The 19,114-nt window shown below is 70.9% G+C and carries 18 protein-coding genes; 6 read left to right on the top strand and 12 right to left on the bottom strand.

Annotated elements, in window-relative coordinates; translation table 11 throughout:
• Position 1 precedes the first annotated feature (1 nt).
• Entirely contained in the window at positions 2-211 is a 210-nt protein-coding gene (locus V6R91_RS04325; protein ID WP_336394350.1) for a hypothetical protein, read from the top strand.
• 18 nt (positions 212-229) lie between these two features.
• On the opposite strand, the gene V6R91_RS04320 is transcribed toward V6R91_RS04325, so the two are convergent.
• On the bottom strand, positions 230-943 hold the full coding sequence (locus V6R91_RS04320; protein WP_336394349.1) for a GNAT family N-acetyltransferase: 714 nt from the start codon (positions 941-943) through the stop codon (positions 230-232).
• 97 nt (positions 944-1,040) lie between these two features.
• On the opposite strand from V6R91_RS04320, the gene V6R91_RS04315 reads away from it, so the two are divergent.
• Together V6R91_RS04315 and V6R91_RS04310 are read left to right on the top strand one after the other, a co-directional pair.
• Positions 1,041-2,441 (top strand): MFS transporter, encoded by a 1,401-nt coding sequence (locus tag V6R91_RS04315; RefSeq protein WP_336395040.1) that lies wholly within the window; start codon positions 1,041-1,043, stop codon positions 2,439-2,441.
• A gap of 79 nt (positions 2,442-2,520) precedes the next feature.
• On the top strand, positions 2,521-4,185 hold the full coding sequence (locus V6R91_RS04310; RefSeq protein ID WP_336394348.1) for a peptide MFS transporter: 1,665 nt from the start codon (positions 2,521-2,523) through the stop codon (positions 4,183-4,185).
• 98 nt (positions 4,186-4,283) lie between these two features.
• Here V6R91_RS04310 and V6R91_RS04305 read toward each other — a convergent pair whose 3' ends face one another.
• From V6R91_RS04305 to V6R91_RS04285, 5 genes are read right to left on the bottom strand one after another with little or no spacing between them, the layout of a single operon-like run.
• Positions 4,284-7,010, bottom strand: coding sequence for a family 78 glycoside hydrolase catalytic domain (locus tag V6R91_RS04305; protein ID WP_336394347.1), 2,727 nt, complete (start codon positions 7,008-7,010; stop codon positions 4,284-4,286).
• Entirely contained in the window at positions 7,007-7,873 is an 867-nt protein-coding gene (locus V6R91_RS04300; protein ID WP_336394346.1) for a fumarylacetoacetate hydrolase family protein, read from the bottom strand. Before V6R91_RS04300 ends, V6R91_RS04305 begins: the two co-directional genes overlap by 4 nt.
• Positions 7,870-8,745: a fumarylacetoacetate hydrolase family protein gene (locus tag V6R91_RS04295; protein ID WP_336394345.1), complete on the bottom strand. Its 876-nt coding sequence runs from the start codon at positions 8,743-8,745 to the stop codon at positions 7,870-7,872. The genes V6R91_RS04300 and V6R91_RS04295 overlap by 4 nt, the downstream gene beginning before the upstream one ends.
• A gap of 34 nt (positions 8,746-8,779) precedes the next feature.
• A complete protein-coding gene (locus V6R91_RS04290; protein ID WP_194396789.1) occupies positions 8,780-9,571 on the bottom strand; it encodes an SDR family NAD(P)-dependent oxidoreductase in 792 nt (263 codons plus the stop codon).
• Positions 9,572-9,595: 24 nt separating this feature from the next.
• On the bottom strand, positions 9,596-10,384 hold the full coding sequence (locus tag V6R91_RS04285; RefSeq protein WP_336394344.1) for an SDR family NAD(P)-dependent oxidoreductase: 789 nt from the start codon (positions 10,382-10,384) through the stop codon (positions 9,596-9,598).
• A gap of 66 nt (positions 10,385-10,450) precedes the next feature.
• Here V6R91_RS04285 and V6R91_RS04280 point away from each other — a divergent pair, with 66 nt between their 5' ends.
• Together V6R91_RS04280 and V6R91_RS04275 are read left to right on the top strand one after the other, a co-directional pair.
• The gene (locus tag V6R91_RS04280) at positions 10,451-11,032 is read left to right on the top strand and encodes a carboxymuconolactone decarboxylase family protein (RefSeq protein ID WP_336394343.1); all 582 of its coding nucleotides are present in this window, start codon (positions 10,451-10,453) and stop codon (positions 11,030-11,032) included.
• A 39-nt stretch (positions 11,033-11,071) separates the two neighbouring features.
• Complete coding sequence (locus V6R91_RS04275; RefSeq protein WP_336394342.1) at positions 11,072-11,908, top strand: IclR family transcriptional regulator; 837 nt, start codon at positions 11,072-11,074, stop codon at positions 11,906-11,908.
• 73 nt (positions 11,909-11,981) lie between these two features.
• On the opposite strand, the gene V6R91_RS04270 is transcribed toward V6R91_RS04275, so the two are convergent.
• The 3 genes from V6R91_RS04270 to V6R91_RS04260 are packed head-to-tail and all read right to left on the bottom strand — an operon-like array spanning position 11,982 to position 14,229.
• Positions 11,982-12,890: an alpha/beta hydrolase fold domain-containing protein gene (locus V6R91_RS04270; RefSeq protein WP_336394341.1), complete on the bottom strand. Its 909-nt coding sequence runs from the start codon at positions 12,888-12,890 to the stop codon at positions 11,982-11,984.
• Positions 12,887-13,678 carry an alpha/beta hydrolase gene (locus tag V6R91_RS04265; RefSeq protein WP_336394340.1) on the bottom strand — a complete coding sequence of 264 codons (792 nt, stop codon included), beginning with the start codon at positions 13,676-13,678 and terminating at the stop codon, positions 12,887-12,889. The genes V6R91_RS04270 and V6R91_RS04265 overlap by 4 nt, the downstream gene beginning before the upstream one ends.
• A 5-nt stretch (positions 13,679-13,683) precedes the next feature.
• Positions 13,684-14,229 (bottom strand): quercetin 2,3-dioxygenase, encoded by a 546-nt coding sequence (locus V6R91_RS04260; RefSeq protein WP_336394339.1) that lies wholly within the window; start codon positions 14,227-14,229, stop codon positions 13,684-13,686.
• Positions 14,230-14,384: 155 nt separating this feature from the next.
• On the opposite strand from V6R91_RS04260, the gene V6R91_RS04255 reads away from it, so the two are divergent.
• Positions 14,385-15,296, top strand: a complete 912-nt coding sequence (locus tag V6R91_RS04255) for a LysR family transcriptional regulator (RefSeq protein WP_194396795.1) — start codon at positions 14,385-14,387, stop codon at positions 15,294-15,296.
• 6 nt (positions 15,297-15,302) lie between these two features.
• On the opposite strand, the gene V6R91_RS04250 is transcribed toward V6R91_RS04255, so the two are convergent.
• The 3 genes from V6R91_RS04250 to V6R91_RS04240 are packed head-to-tail and all read right to left on the bottom strand — an operon-like array spanning position 15,303 to position 19,098.
• Entirely contained in the window at positions 15,303-16,163 is an 861-nt protein-coding gene (locus V6R91_RS04250) for an ATP-binding cassette domain-containing protein (RefSeq protein WP_194396796.1), read from the bottom strand.
• Positions 16,160-18,157, bottom strand: a complete 1,998-nt coding sequence (locus tag V6R91_RS04245) for a dipeptide/oligopeptide/nickel ABC transporter permease/ATP-binding protein (protein WP_336394338.1) — start codon at positions 18,155-18,157, stop codon at positions 16,160-16,162. The genes V6R91_RS04250 and V6R91_RS04245 overlap by 4 nt, the downstream gene beginning before the upstream one ends.
• A complete protein-coding gene (locus V6R91_RS04240; protein ID WP_336394337.1) occupies positions 18,154-19,098 on the bottom strand; it encodes an ABC transporter permease in 945 nt (314 codons plus the stop codon). The genes V6R91_RS04245 and V6R91_RS04240 overlap by 4 nt, the downstream gene beginning before the upstream one ends.
• Between the last annotated feature and the right edge of the window lie 16 nt (positions 19,099-19,114).

Raw genomic sequence — 19,114 nt, 5'->3', positions numbered from 1 at the left:
CATGGCGCAGGACAGCGGCCGGGCGACGGACGGCACCGGCATGACGGACGAGGAGAAGCGCCGCGATCAGCTGACGTCGGCGCCGAACGCGGTGGAGTCCGACGCCGATCCGCGGATCGACGTGACGCACCGCGACGGCGTCACCCGCATCGACATCCGCGACGACGCCGACGTGCGGCCGGGCGACCCGACGAAGGACCCGGGCGAGTAGCGCCGCGCGCGCCACGCGTCAGCGGCGCACCAGCAGGTAGCCGCGCGCGTCGTCGAAGCCGCCGATCACGAAACCCTCGGCCAGGTGCCGGGTGAGCTGCTCGCGCACGCGCAGACGCCAGGCCGCGGCATCCGCCGGCGCGTTCCGCCGCATCGTCTCGATGTCGCGCGGGATCTCGACGGACGCGACCACGCGGTCGTCGCCGGGCGTCGGCACCGGCGGCGCGGCGAGCGCCCACGACACCATGATGCGGTCGGTCTGGTCGCCCCGGTTGACCCCGTCGTCCATCGCGCCGTAGTGGTTCACGAGGTACTCGGTCGCGCGGGTACCGAGCACGCGCAGGTTGAAGTGCGCGTTGCGGGCGACGAGCGGGTCGAACGTCCAGGTGATGTGGCCGACGCCGCGGGCGAGCGCCCACTCCCGCTGGTGCTGCTTGATCACACGGCCGACGCCACGCGCCTGGCGACCGGGAAGCACCCCGGTGATGTGGCTGTGCATCGAACGCGAGGAGGGGTCGCCGAAGAATGCGACGGATGCCCCCACCATCTGCTCCCCGTCGTAGACGCCGACCGCGTAGTTGCCGGAGTGGGCGAGGGCGCGCAGCAGATTCGGCGGCATGCCGCCCGGGTCGCCGCCCCACACCTCGGCCAGCACCTGCGCGGCGAGGTGGACCTGCTCGACGGTGTCGAGGGGGATGATGTCGATGCCCGGCGGCGGCACGGTGGGGGCCATGCCCTCAGTCTGCACCCGCGGAGCCCGCCCGCCCGAGCGCCGATAGCCTGAACTGATGCACACGGGTGATGAGGACGCGAGAAGCCGACTCACCCGGATGCCTCGCCAGGGCGCGATCGTGGCGGTCCTGGCGATCGCCGGCCTGGCCTCGTCGTTCATGTTCACGCTGGTCGTGCCGATCCAGTCCAAGCTGCCCGAGCTGCTCGACGCCAGCCGCGAGGACACTGCGTGGGTCGTGACCTCGACGCTGCTGGCGGCCGCGGTGATGACCCCGATCGCGGGGCGCCTGGGCGACATGTACGGCAAGCGCCGCATCGTGCTCGTGCTCCTGGCGCTGCTGGTGGTCGGCTCGGTCATCGCCGCGGCATCCACCGGCATCATCGGCGTGATCATCGGGCGCACGCTCCAGGGAGCGGTCACCGGCGTCGTCCCGCTCGGCATCTCGATCCTGCGCGACGTGCTGCACGAGGACCGGGTGGACTCGGCCATCGCGCTCATCAGCGCGACGCTCGGCGTCGGCGGCGCGCTCGGCCTCCCGATCAGCGCGCTCATCACCGAGCGCAGCGACTGGCACGTGCTGTTCTGGGTCTCGGCCGCGCTCGGCGCCGTCGTGTTCGCGCTCGTGCTGTGGATCGTGCCCGTCAGCGCGCTGCGCACGGGTGGGCGGTTCGACTATGTGGGCACCGCCGGGCTCGCGGTGGGCCTGCTGGGCGTGCTGCTCGCGATCTCGCGCGGCAACGAGTGGGGCTGGACGTCGCCCGCCACGCTGGTCAGCGGTCTCGGCGGCCTCCTGGTGCTGCTGGTGTGGGGCTGGTACGAGCTGCGCATCGCCGAGCCGCTCCTGGATCTGCGCGTGGCCGCGCGTCGGCCGGTGCTGCTGACGAACATCACGTCCATCGCCTTCGGCTTCTCGCTGTTCGCGTCGAACGTCGTCTATCCGCAGATGCTCGAGCTGCCCGCCACGGTGGGCGGCTTCGGCCTGTCGCTGGTGGCCGCGAGCCTCGTGGTCATGCCGGCGGGCCTGGTGATGATGGTGCTCTCGCCGTTCTCGGGGCGCCTTGCGCGCACCATGGGGCCGAAGCTCCTCCTCGTGCTCGGCGCCATCGCCCTCGTGCTGACCTACGGGTTCACGCTCCTGTTCGCGAGCGAGGTGTGGCAGATCCTCGTCGCGAACATCGGCATCGGATTCGGGATCGGCTTCGGCTATGCCGCGATGCCGATGCTCATCATGCGCTCCGTGCCGCAGTCCGAGACGGGCGCGTCGAACGGCCTCAACGCGCTGTTCCGCTCGCTGGGCACGAGCACGGCCGCGGCCGTCGTCGGCGCGGTGCTGGCCACCTACGTGGTCGACCTCGACGGCGTGGCGGTCCCCGGCCCCGCCGCTTTCCAGGTCTCCTTCCTGCTCGGCGGCGCGGCCGCGGTGGTCGCCCTCCTCGTGGCGCTGTTCATCCCGCGTCATCACTCGCCGCAGGAGCGGCATCCGTCCCTCCCGGAGTGAGCAGCACCCCTCCCGCGCGCGGGCGGTGCCCGCTACCCTGACGGGGAAACCGGGGGGGCGACGGGAGCGAGGCGAGCTCATGGACGAGCGCGATCAGGGGTTCGACGACGGCGAGGGCGCACGGCTCGGGGACGGCGCACGGGATGCCGAGAGCCGACTTGAGCAGGTCCCGGTCGGCCCGCCCGACGGCGCCACCGCGGCCGCCGGCGACACGGGCGCGGCATCGGGCGATACGGGCGCGGCGTCGCGGACGGCAGCGGCCCGCAGCGGAACGGACGCGGCGGCGACGACCGCCGACGACGGCGCCGACCACGACTCCCGGTTCTTCGGGCAGCCGTGGGCGCTCGCGCACATCTTCGGCGTGGAGATGTGGGAGCGGTTCAGCTTCTACGGCATGCAGGGCATCCTGCTCATCTACATGTACTACTCCGTGTCCGAGGGCGGGCTCGGCATTCCCGAGGCGACGGCGACGGGCATCGTCGGCGCGTACGGCGGCACGGTGTACCTGTCGACGATCCTCGGAGCGTGGGTCGCGGACCGCCTGCTCGGCTCGGAGCGCGTGCTCTTCTTCAGCGCCTGGGTCATCATGGCCGGCCACATCGCGCTGGCGCTGCTGCCGAGCGTGTGGGGCCTCGGCGTCGGCCTCATCCTGGTCGCCGTCGGCTCCGGCGGGCTGAAGGCGAACGCGACGGCCGTCGTCGGCACGCTCTACTCGGCGAAGGACCCGCGCCGGGATGCCGGCTTCTCGCTGTTCTACCTGGGCATCAACCTCGGTGCGTTCCTCGGGCCCATCGTGACCGGGTTCCTGCAGAGCAGCGTCGGCTTCCACTGGGGGTTCGGCGCCGCGGCGGTCGGCATGGCGATCGGGCTGACGCAGTACTCGTTCGGGCGGAAGCAGCTCCCCGCGTCCTCGCGCGTCGTCGCCAACCCGCTGCCGGCGAACCGTCGCGGGCTCATGATCGGCGTCGCGGTCGCCGGCATCCTGGTTCTCGTCATTCTCGTGCTCACCGGGGTGATCCGCGCCGACAACCTGGCGGGCATCGTGATCCTCGTCACCCTCGTGGCGGCGATCGCCTACTTCTCGGTCATCATCACCTCGCGTGCGATCGGCGCGGACGACCGGTCGCGCGTGATCGGGTTCATCCCGCTCTTCGTCGTGAACGTCGGGTTCTGGTCGCTGTACCAGCAGCAGTTCACGGTGCTGACCATCTACTCCGACAAGCAGCTGGACCGCACGATCCTCGGGTGGGAGATGCCGGTGTCGTGGGTCAACTCGATCAACCCGGTGTTCGTGATCATCCTCTCCGGCGTGTTCGCCGCGATCTGGACGAGGCTCGGCGATCGCGCGCCGTCGGCGCCGATGAAGTTCTCGCTCGGCGCGATGATCATGGGCGTTGCGTTCCTGCTGTTCCTGCCCTGGGCGAACGGCGCGCCGAACTCGACGCCGCTGCTGGCGATCGTGCTGATCCTGTTGGTGTTCACCATCGCCGAGCTGTTCATCTCGCCGCCCGGGCTCTCGGTGACGACGAAGCTCGCACCCGAGCGGTTCCACACCCAGATGGTCGCGCTGTACTTCCTGTCCATCGCCCTGGGCACCGCGATCGCCGGCTGGCTCGCCCAGTTCTACAACCCCGAGGACGAGGTGCCCTACTTCACGATCCTCGGCGGCATCGCCATCGTGCTGGGCCTCGCACTGCTCGCCGCAGTGAAGCCCGTGCTTCGGCTCATGCGGGGGGTGCGCTGAGGCGGGCGTGCGCTGAGGCGGCGCGCGCTGAGGTGTTGGGTGCAGGACCGCCCTGTGGAGGAGGCGCGGCACCTACGGGGCGACATCCGCCGGCTGTGTCACCATCCCCCGAGCTCGATCACGTGGGTGCTGCGCCCCGGCGTGAGCGCGACGTCGACCCCACCCGCGACGAGGTGCGCCGTGACGCCGAACGGCACGTCGACGGTGACGGTGCCCACGACCCCTCCGCGTGTCGTCCCCGCCCCCGCCGCGCGGGTCCACTCGACCGCGAGCCGCCCGAACGGCGTGCCGACGTGCGCGCGCACCCACTCGACCCCGGCATCGAAGTCGGGCTCGATCACCGCGGTACGGAAGCCGGGCGAGGTGGAGCGGATGCCGGCGACCCGGCGGTACAGCCAGTCGTCGACGCAGCCCGGCGCATAGTGATTGAACGACATGGGCCGGATGGCGCCGTCCGGCGAGATCGCATCCCACGTCTCCCAGATCGTCGTCGCGCCGCGGTCGACCTCGTAGAGCCACGACGGCGCATCGGACTGCCACAGCAGCGTGCGCGCGACGTCGGCGTAGCCGTGGTCGCACAGCACGTCGAGCAGGTACGGCGTGGAGAGGAACCCGGTGTCGAGCCGGTTCCCCCGCTCCCGGATGAACTCCACGAGCCGCGCCGCCGTGCGTGCACGCAGCTCGGGCGGGACCATGTCGAAGGCGAGCGCGACGACGTAGACGCCCTGCAGCCGCACGGGGAGGTCGCCGTCGGCGCCGATGTACTCGGAGGCGAAGGCGGCGCGCACCTCGGCCGCCCGTGCGGCGAAGGCCGCGGCATCCGCCGGTCGTCCGAGAGCCGCCGCCGCCTGTCCGGCGATCGTCAGCGTCTGCGCCTGGAACATCGGCGCGAGGTACTCGCTCGTGAGTGCCGGGGCGACGCCGATCGCCTCGTGCGTCGGGCGGCCCTCCATCGTGCTCGGGGTCAGCCAGTCGCCGAAGTGCAGGCCGGTGTTGTAGAGCAGCGCCTGCGCACGCCGGCGCTCATCCGACAGCCCGGCGCCGGCGAGCGCCTCGGGCAACTGCGCCGCGGCGGTCGCGCGCTGGTACTCGACCCACCGCAGCATCGCGTCGTCGTTCTCGTCGAGCACGCGGCGATCGCCGGTGCGTTGGTAGAGGGTCCACGGCACGATCGCGACGGCGTCGCTCCAGCCGGCTGCCGCGACGATCGAGCCGATGCCCTGCGCGGCGTCCGCCGCCTCGGCGTCGAACGGCGAGCGCGGCGAGAAGATCGGGATCCGCCCGTCGGGCAGCTGGTCGGCACGCAGATTGTCGAGCCATCGCTCGAGGAAGGGCAGCACCAGGGCGTTGTTCGTCGCGGCGCCGACGAACGCCTGGATGTCGCCGGTCCACCCGGCGCGCTCCCGCTGCGGGCAGTCCGTGGGCACCGACAGGAAATTGCCGCGCTGACTCCACACCACATTCTCGTGCAGGCGGTTCAGACGGGGATCGGAGGACACGAACGAGCCCGTCTGCTCCAGATCGCTGGCGAGCACCACAGCCACCACGTCTTCGGGCTCGAGCGGCGCGGTCAGCCCGCTGATCCTCGCGTACCGGAAGCCGTGGAAAGTGAACGCGGGTTCCCACTCGTCGGGTCCCCCGGCGGCGACGAAGACGTCCGTCTGCTCCTTGTTGATGCCGACGATGTTCGCGAACCACGAGCCGTCGGCGGCGAGCGTCTCGGTGTGCTCGAGCTCGATCCGCTGTCCGTTCGTCGACTCCCGCAGTCTCAGCCGCACGCGGCCGACGAGCACCTGCCCGAAGTCGACGATGGTGCCCTGATCGGTGTCGACGAGCGAGACCGCCGGCATCTCGCGCACGCGGCGGATCGGTTCGCCGCGGAACGGCACGAGCACGTGGTGGTCGGCGCCGACCTCTGCCACCGGCATCCATTCGCCGTCGTCGAAACCGGGACGATCCCACCCGACAGGCTCGGCACGCCGGTCGAACCGCTCGCCCACGAACAGGTCGGCGTACGCCCAAGGCCCTGTCGCGCTGCGCACGTCGGAGCCGGATGCCACGACCTGCGTCGTGCTGTCGGCATAGTCGATGTGCAGTTGCCAGATCGCCGAGGTGCGGCGGCCGAACTGCGCACTTGAGCCGGTGAGACCTATTCGGCCGGCCCACCAGCCGTCGGCCAGCGCGACGCCGAGCACATTCTCGCCCTCGGTGAGCGCGGCGGTGACGTCGTAGGCCTGGAACGAGATGCGGTGCTCGTAGCTGTCGTATCCCGGGGCGAGCACCTGGTCGTCCGCGCGGGCGCCGTTGACGAAGGGCGAGTAGACCCCGCGCGCGGCGGCGAACAGTCGCGCCCTGGTCACGCCGGGGCCGACGTCGAAGCGCTGGCGGAGCAGCTGCGGCGGTCGCAGCCGCTCTTCGGGCGATGTGTGGGGGCCGAGCCCGCGCACCCAGTCCACGATGCTCCACCGTTCGATGACGGCCTCCTGCTGCGCGGGTTCGACCCATGCCGCCGACCAGTCCGCGGGGTCGAGGAGCGACGTCTCGAACGTCGACGCCGCCCACTCCGACCAACCGCCTTCGGGCGACCGGCTGCGCACGCGCCACCGGTAGGCGCTGTTCGCGGCGAGCGGCTCCCCCGCGTAGGCGACGAGTCCCCCGTTCGGGCCGTCCACCGGGCCGCTCGCCCAGACGACCCGACCACCGGTCGACACCTCCAGCTCGAAGGCGTCCTGGACGTGGTCGGCGAGCCACGAGAAGCGGGGCTCGCGGGCGCCGACGCCGATCGGCTCGTGCAGGTAGTCGACGCGCAGGCCGTAGGGGGTCATGGGTCCAGGGGTCGGTCGCCGGCGGTGAAGCGCGTGGTGAGCGTGCCGATGCCCTCGATCTCGCTCACGAGCACGTCGTCCGGGCCGATGAAGCGCGGCGGCGTGCGGCGGTTGCCGATGCCCGCCGGCGTGCCCGAGAAGATGATGTCGCCGGGCAGCAGCCGGCACACCGCCGAGAGCCGCACGAGCAGCTCGGGCACGTCGTAGAGCATCATCGACGTCCGCGAGGACTGCATGCTCTCACCCGAGAGGCGGCACGAGATCGCGAGGTCGTCGCGGTCGGCGAACTCGTCCGGTGTGACGAGCCATGGGCCCGTCGGACCGAAACCGGGGAACGACTTGCCCAGGCTGAACTGCGGCGCCGTGCCCTGCAGCTGCGTGATGCGCTCCGACAGGTCCTGCCCGATCGTCAGGCCGGCGACATGATCCCAGGCCTGCTCGCGCTCGAGCCGGTGCGCCTCGCGCCCGATCACCACGACGAGCTCGACCTCCCAGTCGACGTGGCCCTCGGGCAGCTCGACCACGGCATCCTGCCCCACGATCGACGACGGGAACTTCGTGAACGTCACCGGCATCGAATCCGGCGGGTATCCCGCCTCCGCCGCGTGCTCGGCATAGTTCAGGCCGATCGCGAACACCTGCCGCGGGCAAGGCGCCGGGGCGCCGAGGGCCGCGACGTCGAGCGTGACGGATGCCTCGGGCGTGGCATCCGTCGCCGTCGAGGCCCACTGCGCGAACGACGCCCAGTCGTCGAACAGCGACTGCGGGTCGGGACCGAACCGGCCCGCCGAAGCCCGGTGCACGTCGACCGCGCGGTCCTCTGTCACGAGGACGGCGCGCCCGCCGAGGTTGGCCAGCTTCACCAGTCGACCCGCTGCGGAGCGGGCTCGCCGTAGCGGTCCTCCCACGAGATGACCCGGTTGCGAAGCGTCCCGATGCCGGTGATCTCAGCTTCGATCTGGTCGCCCGGCTTGAGGTAGAAGTCGAACGGGTCGTCCTGGATCGCCGCGACGCCTGAGATGGTGCCGGTCGTGATGATGTCGCCCGCGCTGTAGATCTGCGGCGAGTGGTACGCCACGAGGTGCGGGAATCTGATGCGGGTCTGGTTGGTGTTGCCCTGCTGGCGCACCTCGCCGTTGACACGCAGCTGCATGGGCAGCTCGTGCATGTCGGGCACCTCGTCGCGCGTGACGATCCACGGGCCGATCGGGCAGAACGTGTCGATCGCCTTCGAGAACGAGAAGACGCCCGACTCCATCTCCTTGCGCTGGATGTCGCGCGCCGAGATGTCGTTGAACACGGTGAAGCCGGCGATGTAGTCGTCGGCCTCGTCGGGGCCGAAGAACTTGCCCGACTTGCCGATGATGATGGCGAGCTCGAGCTCGTAGTCCATCTCCTTCGTGAGGTGATCGGGGTAGACGATGTCGTCGTCCGGACCGATGATCGCGTCGACGTTCTGGAAGAAGACGATGCCCTTGTGCACGGGGTGCGACCAATTGACGGCTTCGAGCTCGTTGTGATGGTCGGCGAAGTTGCCCGCGGTGTGGAAGAACTTCTTGGGGCGGATGGGCGCCTCGAGCGTCACGTCCGCGTAGGCGAGGCGCTCGCCGGTCTCGGTGACCTGGCCGCTGCGCTCGAAGTACTCGCGGGTGGAGGGCACGTCGAGCTCGATGACGACGCCTTCCTCGAGTTCCAGACGGCCGACCCGGCCGCCGTCGAAGGTGATGAGCTTCATCGTTCGTTCTCTCCTTGATGTCGTCCGGCGGCGCTCAGGCGCCGACCATGTTGAAGCCGCCGTCGGCGAGCAGGTAGCCGCCGGTGAGGTGTGCGGACTCATCCGTCGCCAGCCACAGGCAGGTGCCGGCGACGAACTCCGGCGGCGGGATGACGCCCATCGGCGTCTGCGAGATCAGCACCTCGCGCCGGCCGCTCTTCCAGTCCTCGCGCTGGAGCAGACGCTCGGTCTCCATGAAGCCCGGAGCGAAGGTGTTGACCCGCACCGCGGGCGCCAGCACCTTTGCGTAGGACTTGGTGATGCCGAGGATCGCGTACTTCGCCGCCGCGTACTGCGGCGCGCGAGGCGACCCGCGCACGATGACGGTCGAGCCGACGTTGATGATGTTGCCGTGGCCCTGCTCGAGCATCCGCTCGCCGAACTCGTGCGTCATGAGGAGCGTGCCCTTCACGTCGACGTCGACGACCGCGTCGAGGGCCTCCTGCGTGAGGTCGCGCCATGACATCTGCTCGCTCGAGACGTCGCCGACGTTGTTGACGAGCACGTCGAGCACCCCGAAGGCCTCGAACACCTCGTCGGCCATGCGCTTGATCTGGTCCCACGAGCCGATGTCGGCCTGCACCAGGATGCCGTCGCTGCCCGCCTCGCGGATGCGCTCGAGCGTCGCCTCGGCGCCCGCCCTCGACGAGCGGTAGTGCACGGCGACCTTGGCGCCCTCCTGCGCGGCGCGCACGGCGATCTCGGCGCCGAAGCCGGTGCCGGCTCCTGTGACGAGCACCGTCTTGCCGGCGAAGCGGGGGTAGATCTGGGATGTGGGGTCGGTCATGGGTTCTCCAATCGTCGAGCGCGCTCAGACGAGCGTGCGTCCGCCGTCGATGTACATGACATGGCCGGTGACGAATCCGGCATGACGTGAGGACAGGAAGAGCGCGGGACCGGTGAGCTCGTCCGGGGTGCCCAGCCGGCCCGCCGGCACGAGGCTCTCGAGCTCTTCGCGCTTGCCCGGCTTGGACAGGTGGCCGGCGGTCAGGGGCGTCTCGATGTAGCCGGGAGCCAGCGCGTTGACGGTGACGCCCGCCGAGGCCCACTCGCGTGCCATGACGCGCAGCAGCTGGTTGATGCCGCCCTTCGAGGCCGCATACGGGCCGTGCGAGTGGTGCGCCAGCAGCCCCGACACGCTCGACAGCGCCAGGACGCGCCCATGCCCCTGCGCGACCATGTGCCGACCCGCGGCCTGCGCGAGCCCGAACAGCGACGAGAGGTTGACGCGCAGGATGCGGTCCCACTCGTCCTCGGTGAAATCGAGGATCGGGCGCCGGTCGTTGATGCCGACGGCGTGCAGCAGCACGTCCAGGCCGCCGAGCCGCTCGACGATGTCCGCGACGACCCGCTCCCCCGCCCCGTGCTCGGTGAGGTCCGCCTGGATCAGCTCGTGGCGGGCACTCATCTCCGACAGGTGCGTGCCGAGCGCATCGAGGGCACGCTGATCGCGGTCGACGACGGCGACGGATGCCCCGACCCCGGCGTACGCCAGAGCGCACGCGCCGCCGATGCCGCCGGCTCCGGCGACGAGGACGCGCGAGCCTCTCAGGCCCAGCCAGTCGGGGTCGACGCCCCGCTGGGGAATGGTGTCGGCCATGACGCTTCTCTCGCTCAGTTCACTAAATGAAAGTTGATTTCGTTGAATGAACGTATACTGATCGCCATGATCCGTCAAACGGACGAGCCGATGACCGAGCGCGTGCCACCGTTCCCCCCGGAGGCGCTGACCGGCGCGCAGCGGGAGCTCTACGACGCCATCGCGAGCGGACCGCGTGCGCAGGGACCCCAGCACTTCGCGCTCACGCGCGCCGACGGCTCGCTGCGCGGGCCGTTCAACGCCTTCCTGCTCGCCCCCGAGCTGGGGGCCGCCCTGCAGAGCGTGGGAGCCGCCGTCCGTTACCGCGGCACCCTGACGGGCCGTGCCCGCGAGATCGCCATCCTCCTGGTGGCCGCCCGGTGGGACAGCGAGTTCGAGCGGGAGGCGCACGAAGCCGTGGGATCGGCGGCGGGCCTCACCCCGCCCGAGCTCAGCGCGCTGCGCGACGGCGACATCACGTCGTTCACGGGTGTCGACGCGGTCGTCGCGGTCGCCACCATGCGGCTGCTCGACGGTGATCTCAGCGACGAGGCCTGGGACGAGGCATCCGCGGCTCTCGGCGCCGAAGGCGTGTTCGAGCTCACCGTGCTCGTGGGCTATTACGCCACGCTCGCCCTGCAGCTGCGCGTCTTCCGCGTGCGGCCCTGACATTGCCGGCATCCAGACCAGCAGATACGGTTTCACACGATGAAAACTCCGGATGAGTCGCCCGCCCGAGACGACGCCGACTCCGCGGCCGACACACCCGGGAAGACCGCCAGCCGCTACCGCATCGAGGCGCTCGCGAAAGGCCTCGACGTCCTTCGGCTCTTCGACGAGTCCGTGACGTCGCTGAAGCTGCGCGAGGTCTCCGACCGCACCGGGATCCCGATGCCGACGGCGTTCCGCGTCGTCGCGACGCTCGAGGAGGGCGGCTATCTCGAGCGGCTGCCCGACGGCAGCATCCGGCCGGGAGTGGCGGTGCTCCTCCTCGGGTCGGCGGCGCTGCGCGGGTCGAGCCTCGTCCAGCTCAGCGAGCAGCCCCTCCGCCACCTCGCCGAGGAGACCGGCGAGACCGTGAACCTCGGCGTGCTGGTCGGTGACCAGGTGCTCTACCTCGCGCGCCTGCGCAACTCCGACCTCGTCACCGCGAACATCCAGGTGGGCTCGACGCTGCCCGCGGCGTACACCTCCATGGGCAAGCTCCTGCTCGCGTATCTCAGCGACGCCGAGCTGGCCGCGGCGCTTTCGAACCACGATTTCGGGGCGGATGCCGGCCCCAACGCCGCCCGGTCGCTCGACGAGCTGCGCGCGCGACTCACCGAGATCCGCGAGCAGGGCTACTCGCTGCAGGATCAGGAGGTCGCCGCCGGCCTGCGCTCGGTCTCGGTGCCGGTCTTCGGCCGGGATGCCTCCAGGCCCGCCGCGGCGATCAACATCGCGGTCGCGTCGTCGCGTCATGACGTCGCCGCGCTGCGCGGCCCGCTGCTCACGCGCCTGCAGGCGACCGCCGACGACATCTCGCGCCTGCTGCGCTCGACCTGAGTCCGGCGCCCCACGCTTCGTCGAGTAACCCCGATCTCGTCGAGAGACCACGTCCTCGGCGCCGACACCGTGGTCATTCGGCGAGGACGCGGTCACTCGGCGGAGAAAGGGTCTCGGCGAGCAGAGCGAGAGTGTGCTCCGCCGCGGGATGCCCGATCTCGTTGAGGTAGCCGTGCATCGCGCCGCGCTCGCGCACGACGCGGACGTCGACGCTCGCTGCGGCCAGCTCGGCTGCGAAGGCCTCGCCCGACGGCCGCAGGCTGTCGAGCTCCGCGTTGACGATCAGCACCTCGGGGAGGCCCGCCAGGTCGTGGCCGCCCGCGAACGCGTAGCCCTCGGGGTCGTGGCCGTCGGGCAGATAGTTGCGGTTGATCGCGTCCCGGCTCTCGGGCGTGAACAGATGCGCCGCAGGGACGTGCGTCAACAGCTCGGCGGTCTCGTCGTTCGGCGGCAGGATGCCGTCGTGCAGCGACGGGTAGACGAGGGCGAGCACGCGTGGCGCCGTGGTGCCACGGTCGCGCAGCCGCATCGCGGCGCCGGCGGACAGGTTCGCGCCGGCGCTCGCGCCGCCGAGCGACACCCGCTCGGGGTCCGCGCCGTACCTGCGGGCGTTCGCGACGGCCCAGTCGAAGGCGGCGACGATCTGCAGGCCGGCGACGGGGAATCGCGCCCGGGGACCGGCGGCCTCCATCTCGGCGCGGATCTGCTCGGGAGACGGGATGTCGGCGTCGGGGTCCGGCGGACCGAGCACCTCGAGGGCGTCCAGCGGCGCCAGCGTGTAGTCGACCGACACCACCGTGACACCGCCCGCGCTGAGGCGCCGGCCGACCTGGTCGGCTTCGGGCATCTCGAGCGTGCCGAACATGAACGCGCCGCCGTGCAGCCACACCAGCAGTGCGCCGTTCGGCTCGCGGGCCGGGTAGACCCGCACCCGGAAGTCGTAGCCGCCACCCTCCAGTGCGACGTCATGCGTTCGGGTCATCGGTGATCCTCTCGGTTGTGCCCGGTGACGCGGGCGACGAAGTCGATGGCCCGATCGAACACCACGTCGGTGTCGCCGAGCCCCTCCCAGAAGTGTCTGCCGCCGGGAACGGGGCGGAGCTCGACGCCGACGCCGACCGCACGCAGGGCCGCGGCCAGTGCCTCGCTCTGCGCGAAGGGGACGTGCTCGTCGGCCGTGCCGTGCGCGATGTGGAACGGGGGCGCCCCGGCGCGCACCTGCAGCGCCGGCGAAGCCAGACGTGCGACCTCCGGGCGATCTGCTGCAGGGCCGCCCAACCACTGCGCCTCCCGGGTGTCCACGGGCGCTTCGCCGGTGTCGTGTTCGGCCATCGCGAACAGGTCGGCCGGGCCGAACCAATCCACGACGCCGCGGATGTCGTCTCGGCGGAGTCCCGCCAGGGCGGCGAGCGTCGCACCGGCCGAGACCCCCCACAGCACGATGCGCGAGGCATCCGCTCCGTGTTCGGCGCCGTGGGCCTGCAGCCAGGCGAGCGCGGCGTCCACGTCGTCCAGCTGCGCCGGAAAGCGCGCTTCGGCGCTCAGTCGGTATTCGCACGAGGCGACCGCGAACCCTGCGGCGACGATGCGGTCGAACGACCGGGCTTCGCCGATGCCGGGCGTGAACACCTTGCGGCTGCCGCGTCGCCACCCCCCGCCGTGCAGGAACACGACGAGGGGCGCGCCGGCGGCGCCGGGTGTGCGCAGATCGAGCGAGAGCGGGCGGGATCCCTCCGGCTGGGCGACGTCGACCTCGAGGATCGAGGGCATCGGAGTCAGTCGCGGAACCGGAACTCGGGCATGAACTGCGTCCAGTACTTCTCGCCCGCAGCACGCATGGTCGGGTAGTCGGGCACGTAGACGCCCTGGGGCTCGGTGAGATCGGTCTTCTGGCCCATCGCGTGGAAGAACCGCTCGAAGCCGGCCGTGCCCACACCGAACACCTTGGTCGTGTTGTGGATCTGGAACGCGTGCACGATGTTCGCGGGGATGTATGCGAAGTCACCCGTCGTCAGTGTGGTCTTGGAATGGTAGTCGGCCTCGTCGTCCATCCAGATGCTGATCTCGCCGTCCACGACATAGAAGATCTCGTGCGTCTTGAAGTGCTTGTGGGCCGGGATGCGGTCGCCCTTCGGGCCGACCATGGTGAAGGCTCCGTACTGGTCGTCGGTCTCGTCGGCCGACAGCAGGATCGAGAAGAGCTGGTCGAAGACGAGCGACTTCTCCCCCTGCCCTTCGCCGAGGACGAACGGCCTGGGCGACGCCGGTAGGACGCCTGCGAAGGGGACCTTGTCGGGGTCGTCGGCAGGGAAAGTGGTCATGCTTACCTCCTTGTAAGAACGCGGTGCCGTTAGGCAGACGGAGCATCGGGTCGTTCCGAACAACTGCTCCGGGTGCCTCAAGTCTCGCCAGAGCGCGCGGCAGGCGGAAGTTCGAGCTCCCTACCCGGCGTTAGCCGGAAGCTAAGATTCGGACCATGGATGTGCCTATCCACGTGATCCGCTATTTCTGTGTGCTCGCCGAGGAGCTGCACTTCGGACGGGCTGCGGAACGCCTCAGCATCACGCCTCCGTCGCTGAGTCAGCAGATCAGCCGCCTCGAGCAGCAGCTCGACGTCAAGCTGTTCGATCGCAGCCCCCGCAAGGTGGAGCTGACCGCCTACGGGCGCGAGCTGCTGCCCCTCGCCCGTCGGGTGCAGGACGACCACGACCAGCTGCTCAGCTGGGGCCGCTCGATCCGACGCGATCGCAACGCTCCGATGCTGCGGGTCGGGGTCGTGGCCGCCGGGGCGGGCAGCCTGACCACCGCGGCGATCGCGGCGACGATGCAGGCGATCCCACAGGCGCGCATCGAGATGCGCCGGCTGGGCTTCTTCGACGTCGCCGAGGAGCTCGAGGGCGGGCGCGTCGACGTCGTCTTCGCACCGTGGCCCATGCTGCTGCCGCCGCGCGTCCGCGCCGAACCGCTCTGGCGGGAGGCGCGCGTGCTCGTCGTGCGGGCCGATCATCCGTTCGCCGGACGCGAGTCGATCTCGATCCTCGAGACCGGCGACGAGATGTTCGTCTCGGTGGCGAACGGTCCGGCCGAGGTCGTGAACTGGTGGCTCGTCGACCCTCGCCCCGACGGCACGCGACCCCAGCGCGGACCCACCGCCGACAGCGTCGAGGGGCTGCTCGAGCTGGTCGCCGCCGGCGCGGGCGTGAACATCGCCGGGCAGTCGGCCAGTCAGCACTATCGCCGCGACGAACTGGCGTTCATCCCGATCTCCGACATCGAACCGGCGACCATCGTGCTGTGCAGCCTGAGCGACAGCCCGAACCCCATGGTCACGTCGTTCCGCGAGACCGCCCAGGCCCTGTCTCCGATCGTCGACGCGACGTTCCACTGACCCCGCTCAGGCGGCGGGGACGGATGCCGCCGCCCTGAGCGCCTGCCATGCTTCGCGTCTGCGGGCCTGCTCGTCGGGATCGGGCACGGGCGACGCCGCCATGAGGACGCGGGTGTAGTGGGCCTGCGGGTTGCGCATCACCTCGGCGGTCTCGCCCTGCTCGACGATCCGGCCGCGGTTCAGCACGACCACCCGCTGGGCGAGGAACTCGACGACGGCCATGTCGTGCGCGATGAACAGGTAGCCGAGATCGGCGCCGGCGCGCAGGTCCGAGAGCAGGTTCAGCACCTGGGCCTGCGTCGACAGGTCGAGCGCGCTGACCGCCTCGTCGCAGACGACGAGGCGCGGGTCGGTGACGAGCGCGCGCGCGATCGCGATGCGCTGGCGCTGACCGCCCGAGAACTGGCGCGGATAGCGATCCTCCGAGCCGGGCGCGAGGCCCACGGATTCGAGCGCCGCCTGCACCCTCCACGTGCGCTCCGCGCGCGGCACGCCCGCGACGCGCAGCGGTTCGCCGAGCGCGTCGCCGATGGGCCTGCGGGGGTTGAGAGACGAGAACGGGTCCTGGAAGACGGCGCGCAGGTCGCCCTGCAGGGTGCGGCGATCCGCGGCGCTCAGCCGGGTGATGTCGCGTCCCTCGAAGATGATCTGCCCGCTCGTGACCGGCACCAGCCCGAGGATGGCGCGCCCGATCGTGGTCTTGCCCGAACCCGACTCGCCGATCAGGCCCAGGGTCTCGCCGCGGCCGATCGTGAACGACACGTCCTCGACGGCGAGCGGCCCCTTCCGCCCGTAGCGGATCGAGAGGTTGCGCACCTCCAGCAGCGGGGCGTCCGGCGAGATCACGACAGGCCGTAGCGCGCTCATAGCTCTCCTCCGACGGCGACCGGACGGCGCCACTCCTCTTGTCTGCCCTCGACCTCGTCGCGGCGGATGCAGCGCACGCCGCCCTCGCCCTCCGCGCGCGGCAGGAGCGGGATCGCTGTCTTGCACTCGTCCCGGGCGAACCGGCACCTCGCGGCGAAGCGGCATCCGCTCGTCCACGATCCCGGCAGGGGCACCTGACCGGGGATGGACGCGAGGCGGGTCGTCCCCTCGAAGTCGATGATCGCGTGCGGGTCGGCGGCCAGCAGCGCCATCGTGTACGGGTGCTCGGGGCGCACGAGCACATCGCGCACGGTCCCGGACTCGACGATCTGCCCGGCGTACATCACCGACACGTCGTCGCACAGGTCGGCGACGACGCCGAGGTCGTGCGTCACGAGGATGATCGACATCTCGCGCTCGGCGATCAGCCCGCGCAGCAGTCCGAGGATCTCCGCCTGCACGGTGACGTCGAGCGCGGTGGTCGGCTCGTCGGCGATCAGCAGCTTCGGCGTGCCCGACAGCGCCAGGGCGGTCGCGACGCGCTGGGCCATGCCGCCCGAGATCTGGTGCGGGTAGCTCTTGAGCACGCGGGGCGGGTCGACGATCCCCACGTCTGTCAGCAGCTGCAGCGCGATGCGCTTCGCCTCGCGGCCGCCCACTCCGCGGAGCCGCTTGACGGATGCCGCGAGCTGCCAGCCGACCGTGAACATCGGGTCGAGCGCACGGGTCGGCTCCTGCGAGATGAACGCGATCTCGTGCCCGCGGGTGCGCTGCAGCGTCTTCTCGTCGGCACGGGCCAGGTCGACGCCGTTCCACCGGATGCTGCCGGACCGCACCGACAGCCCCGGGGCGAGCAGCCCGAGCATCGCGTACGACGTGACGCTCTTGCCGCAGCCCGATTCGCCCACGAGGCCCAGCACCCGGCCGGCCCCGACGCGGAGGGAGACACCGGAGACGAGCTCGGGCCCGTCGTCGACGCCGATGACCAGGTTCTGGACGAGCAGCGCGCCGTCCGCATCCGCGGGAACGAGGGATTCGGATGCCGCGACCGGCGCCGGCGCCGCGGCGGGCGTTTCCCCCGCGGCGGCCGGGGCATTCGTCGGCGCCTTCCTGCGCTTCAGTGAGACGAGGGAGGGCGGCATCGCGGAGCCCCCGGCGAGCACATCGGCCAGCGAGTTCGCGGCGATGATCGTGAGCGCGAGCACGCCGCCCGTCGGGATCATCATCCAGGGCTGCTGGAAGATGTACTGCGACGCGGTCTGCACCATGCCGCCCCACGTGGGCTCGGGCGGCTGGGGGCCGAGCCCGATGAAGGCCAGTCCCGCCTGCAGCCCGATCGCCGCGCCGAACAGCAGCACGAACTGGACGATGACCGTGGTCGACATGTTCGGAAGCACGTGGCGCAGGCTCGCCGTCATCGGCCTCACGCCGTCGACGGCGGCAGCCTCGACGTACAGCTGCTGGTGCAGCGACTTCGCCTGACCGAAGAAGACGCGGTAGAGCGCGCCGAACAGCAGCAGCCCGAAGGCGACCATGACCAGCGGCATGTTGGTGCCGACCGCGGCGATGAACGCCAGGATGATCACGGTGCCGGGAAGGGAGAGCACGATCTCGCTGACCCGGTTGACCACGCCCTCGGCGCGCGCGTAGCGCGCCGCCCACAGCGTGATCGGGACGGTGACCAGCACGGCGACGATCGGGGTGATGACCGCGATCAGCAGCGTCGGGGCGGCCGCGGTGACGATGCGGGACAGCAGGTCGCGGCCGAGTTCGTCCGTGCCGAGGAGGTGCGCCCACGAGGGGCCCTGGAGCACGGCCGACAGGTCCTGCTCGAGCGGACCGTAGCGCAGCCACAGCGGCGACGTGAGCGAGGCGAGCACGAGTCCCACCAGCCAGATGATCGACAGCACGGCCGCCGGCGAGCGCAGGACGCGACCGCCGAGCCGCCGCTGCGGCTTGCGGATGCGCAGGATCGAGGTGGTGTCGATGGTCATGATGCACGCAGCTTCGGGTCGAGGACGCGGTTGAGGAGTTCGAGGCCGAGGTTCACGACCACGACGACGAGCGTCGCGACCAGCACCAGCGCCTGGACGAAGGGCAGGTCGGCCGAGCCGACCGCCGCCTGCATGGCCTGCCCGATGCCGGGGAGCGCGAAGAGCACCTCGATGATGACCGAGCCGCCGAACAGGATGATGAACTGGATCGCGACGCTCGCCAGGATCGGCAGGCTCGCGCTGCGCAGCGCATGGACGTAGACGATGCGCCACGTGGGCGTGCCGACGGCGCGCAGGGTGCGCATGTGCTCCTGGGTGAGCGCCTCTCCCATGGAGGCCCGGGTCTGCCGCGCGAGGCCGGCCGCGGAGGTGATCGCGATCGTCAGCACCGGCAGCACCAGCGACCTCGCCCACGCCTCGGGGTTCACGGCGAACGGCACGAATCCCGTCGCGGGAAGCAGCCGCATCTGAACGGCGAAGACGTATACGAGCAGGACGCCCACCCAGAACGCGGGAAGGGAGAGCAGGATGCCGGAGAGCGCGGTGATTCCGCGGTCCACCGCTCCTCCGCGCACGGCGGCCACGACGCCCATCGTGATCCCGAAGAGGGCGCTGACGAGCGTGCCGAGCACGGCGAGGGCGGCGGTGACCGGCAGGCGCTTGGCGATGTCGGGGCCGATCGGGCGCCCGTCGATGAGCGAGACGCCGAGGTCTCCCTGCAGGACCTGTCCCCACCAGCTGAGGTACTGCACGATCCACGGGTCGTACCAGCCGACCTCGATGTTGTAGGCCTCGACCTGCTCCGGGGTGCCCGCCATGCCGAGCGCCACCCCGCCGGGCGTGGACCCGGACAGGTGGACGAGCACGAAGGCGAGCATCGTGGCCACGACGAGGGTGAGGATCGCGAACGCGATCCGCTTGAGCACGAAGGTGAGCATCATCACTCCCTGGTGTGTC

It is taken from the genome of Microbacterium sp. CCNWLW41 (assembly GCF_037083505.1).
This window is presented reverse-complemented; position numbering and strand designations above follow the sequence as displayed.

Bases quoted from the DNA above. Each gene is read 5' to 3' on its own strand.
- V6R91_RS04270 (WP_336394341.1), bottom strand. From the start codon at position 12,890: ATGACCCGAACGCATGACGTCGCACTGGAGGGTGGCGGCTACGACTTC.
- V6R91_RS04310 (WP_336394348.1), top strand. From the start codon at position 2,521: ATGGACGAGCGCGATCAGGGGTTCGACGACGGCGAGGGCGCACGGCTC.
- V6R91_RS04260 (WP_336394339.1), bottom strand. From the start codon at position 14,229: ATGACCACTTTCCCTGCCGACGACCCCGACAAGGTCCCCTTCGCAGGC.
- V6R91_RS04275 (WP_336394342.1), top strand. From the start codon at position 11,072: ATGAAAACTCCGGATGAGTCGCCCGCCCGAGACGACGCCGACTCCGCG.
- V6R91_RS04280 (WP_336394343.1), top strand. From the start codon at position 10,451: ATGATCCGTCAAACGGACGAGCCGATGACCGAGCGCGTGCCACCGTTC.
- V6R91_RS04245 (WP_336394338.1), bottom strand. From the start codon at position 18,157: ATGACCATCGACACCACCTCGATCCTGCGCATCCGCAAGCCGCAGCGG.
- V6R91_RS04295 (WP_336394345.1), bottom strand. From the start codon at position 8,745: ATGAAGCTCATCACCTTCGACGGCGGCCGGGTCGGCCGTCTGGAACTC.
- V6R91_RS04320 (WP_336394349.1), bottom strand. From the start codon at position 943: ATGGCCCCCACCGTGCCGCCGCCGGGCATCGACATCATCCCCCTCGAC.
- V6R91_RS04290 (WP_194396789.1), bottom strand. From the start codon at position 9,571: ATGACCGACCCCACATCCCAGATCTACCCCCGCTTCGCCGGCAAGACG.
- V6R91_RS04315 (WP_336395040.1), top strand. From the start codon at position 1,041: ATGCCTCGCCAGGGCGCGATCGTGGCGGTCCTGGCGATCGCCGGCCTG.
- V6R91_RS04285 (WP_336394344.1), bottom strand. From the start codon at position 10,384: ATGGCCGACACCATTCCCCAGCGGGGCGTCGACCCCGACTGGCTGGGC.
- V6R91_RS04305 (WP_336394347.1), bottom strand. From the start codon at position 7,010: ATGACCCCCTACGGCCTGCGCGTCGACTACCTGCACGAGCCGATCGGC.
- V6R91_RS04265 (WP_336394340.1), bottom strand. From the start codon at position 13,678: ATGCCCTCGATCCTCGAGGTCGACGTCGCCCAGCCGGAGGGATCCCGC.
- V6R91_RS04240 (WP_336394337.1), bottom strand. From the start codon at position 19,098: ATGATGCTCACCTTCGTGCTCAAGCGGATCGCGTTCGCGATCCTCACC.
- V6R91_RS04325 (WP_336394350.1), top strand. From the start codon at position 2: ATGGCGCAGGACAGCGGCCGGGCGACGGACGGCACCGGCATGACGGAC.
- V6R91_RS04250 (WP_194396796.1), bottom strand. From the start codon at position 16,163: ATGAGCGCGCTACGGCCTGTCGTGATCTCGCCGGACGCCCCGCTGCTG.
- V6R91_RS04255 (WP_194396795.1), top strand. From the start codon at position 14,385: ATGGATGTGCCTATCCACGTGATCCGCTATTTCTGTGTGCTCGCCGAG.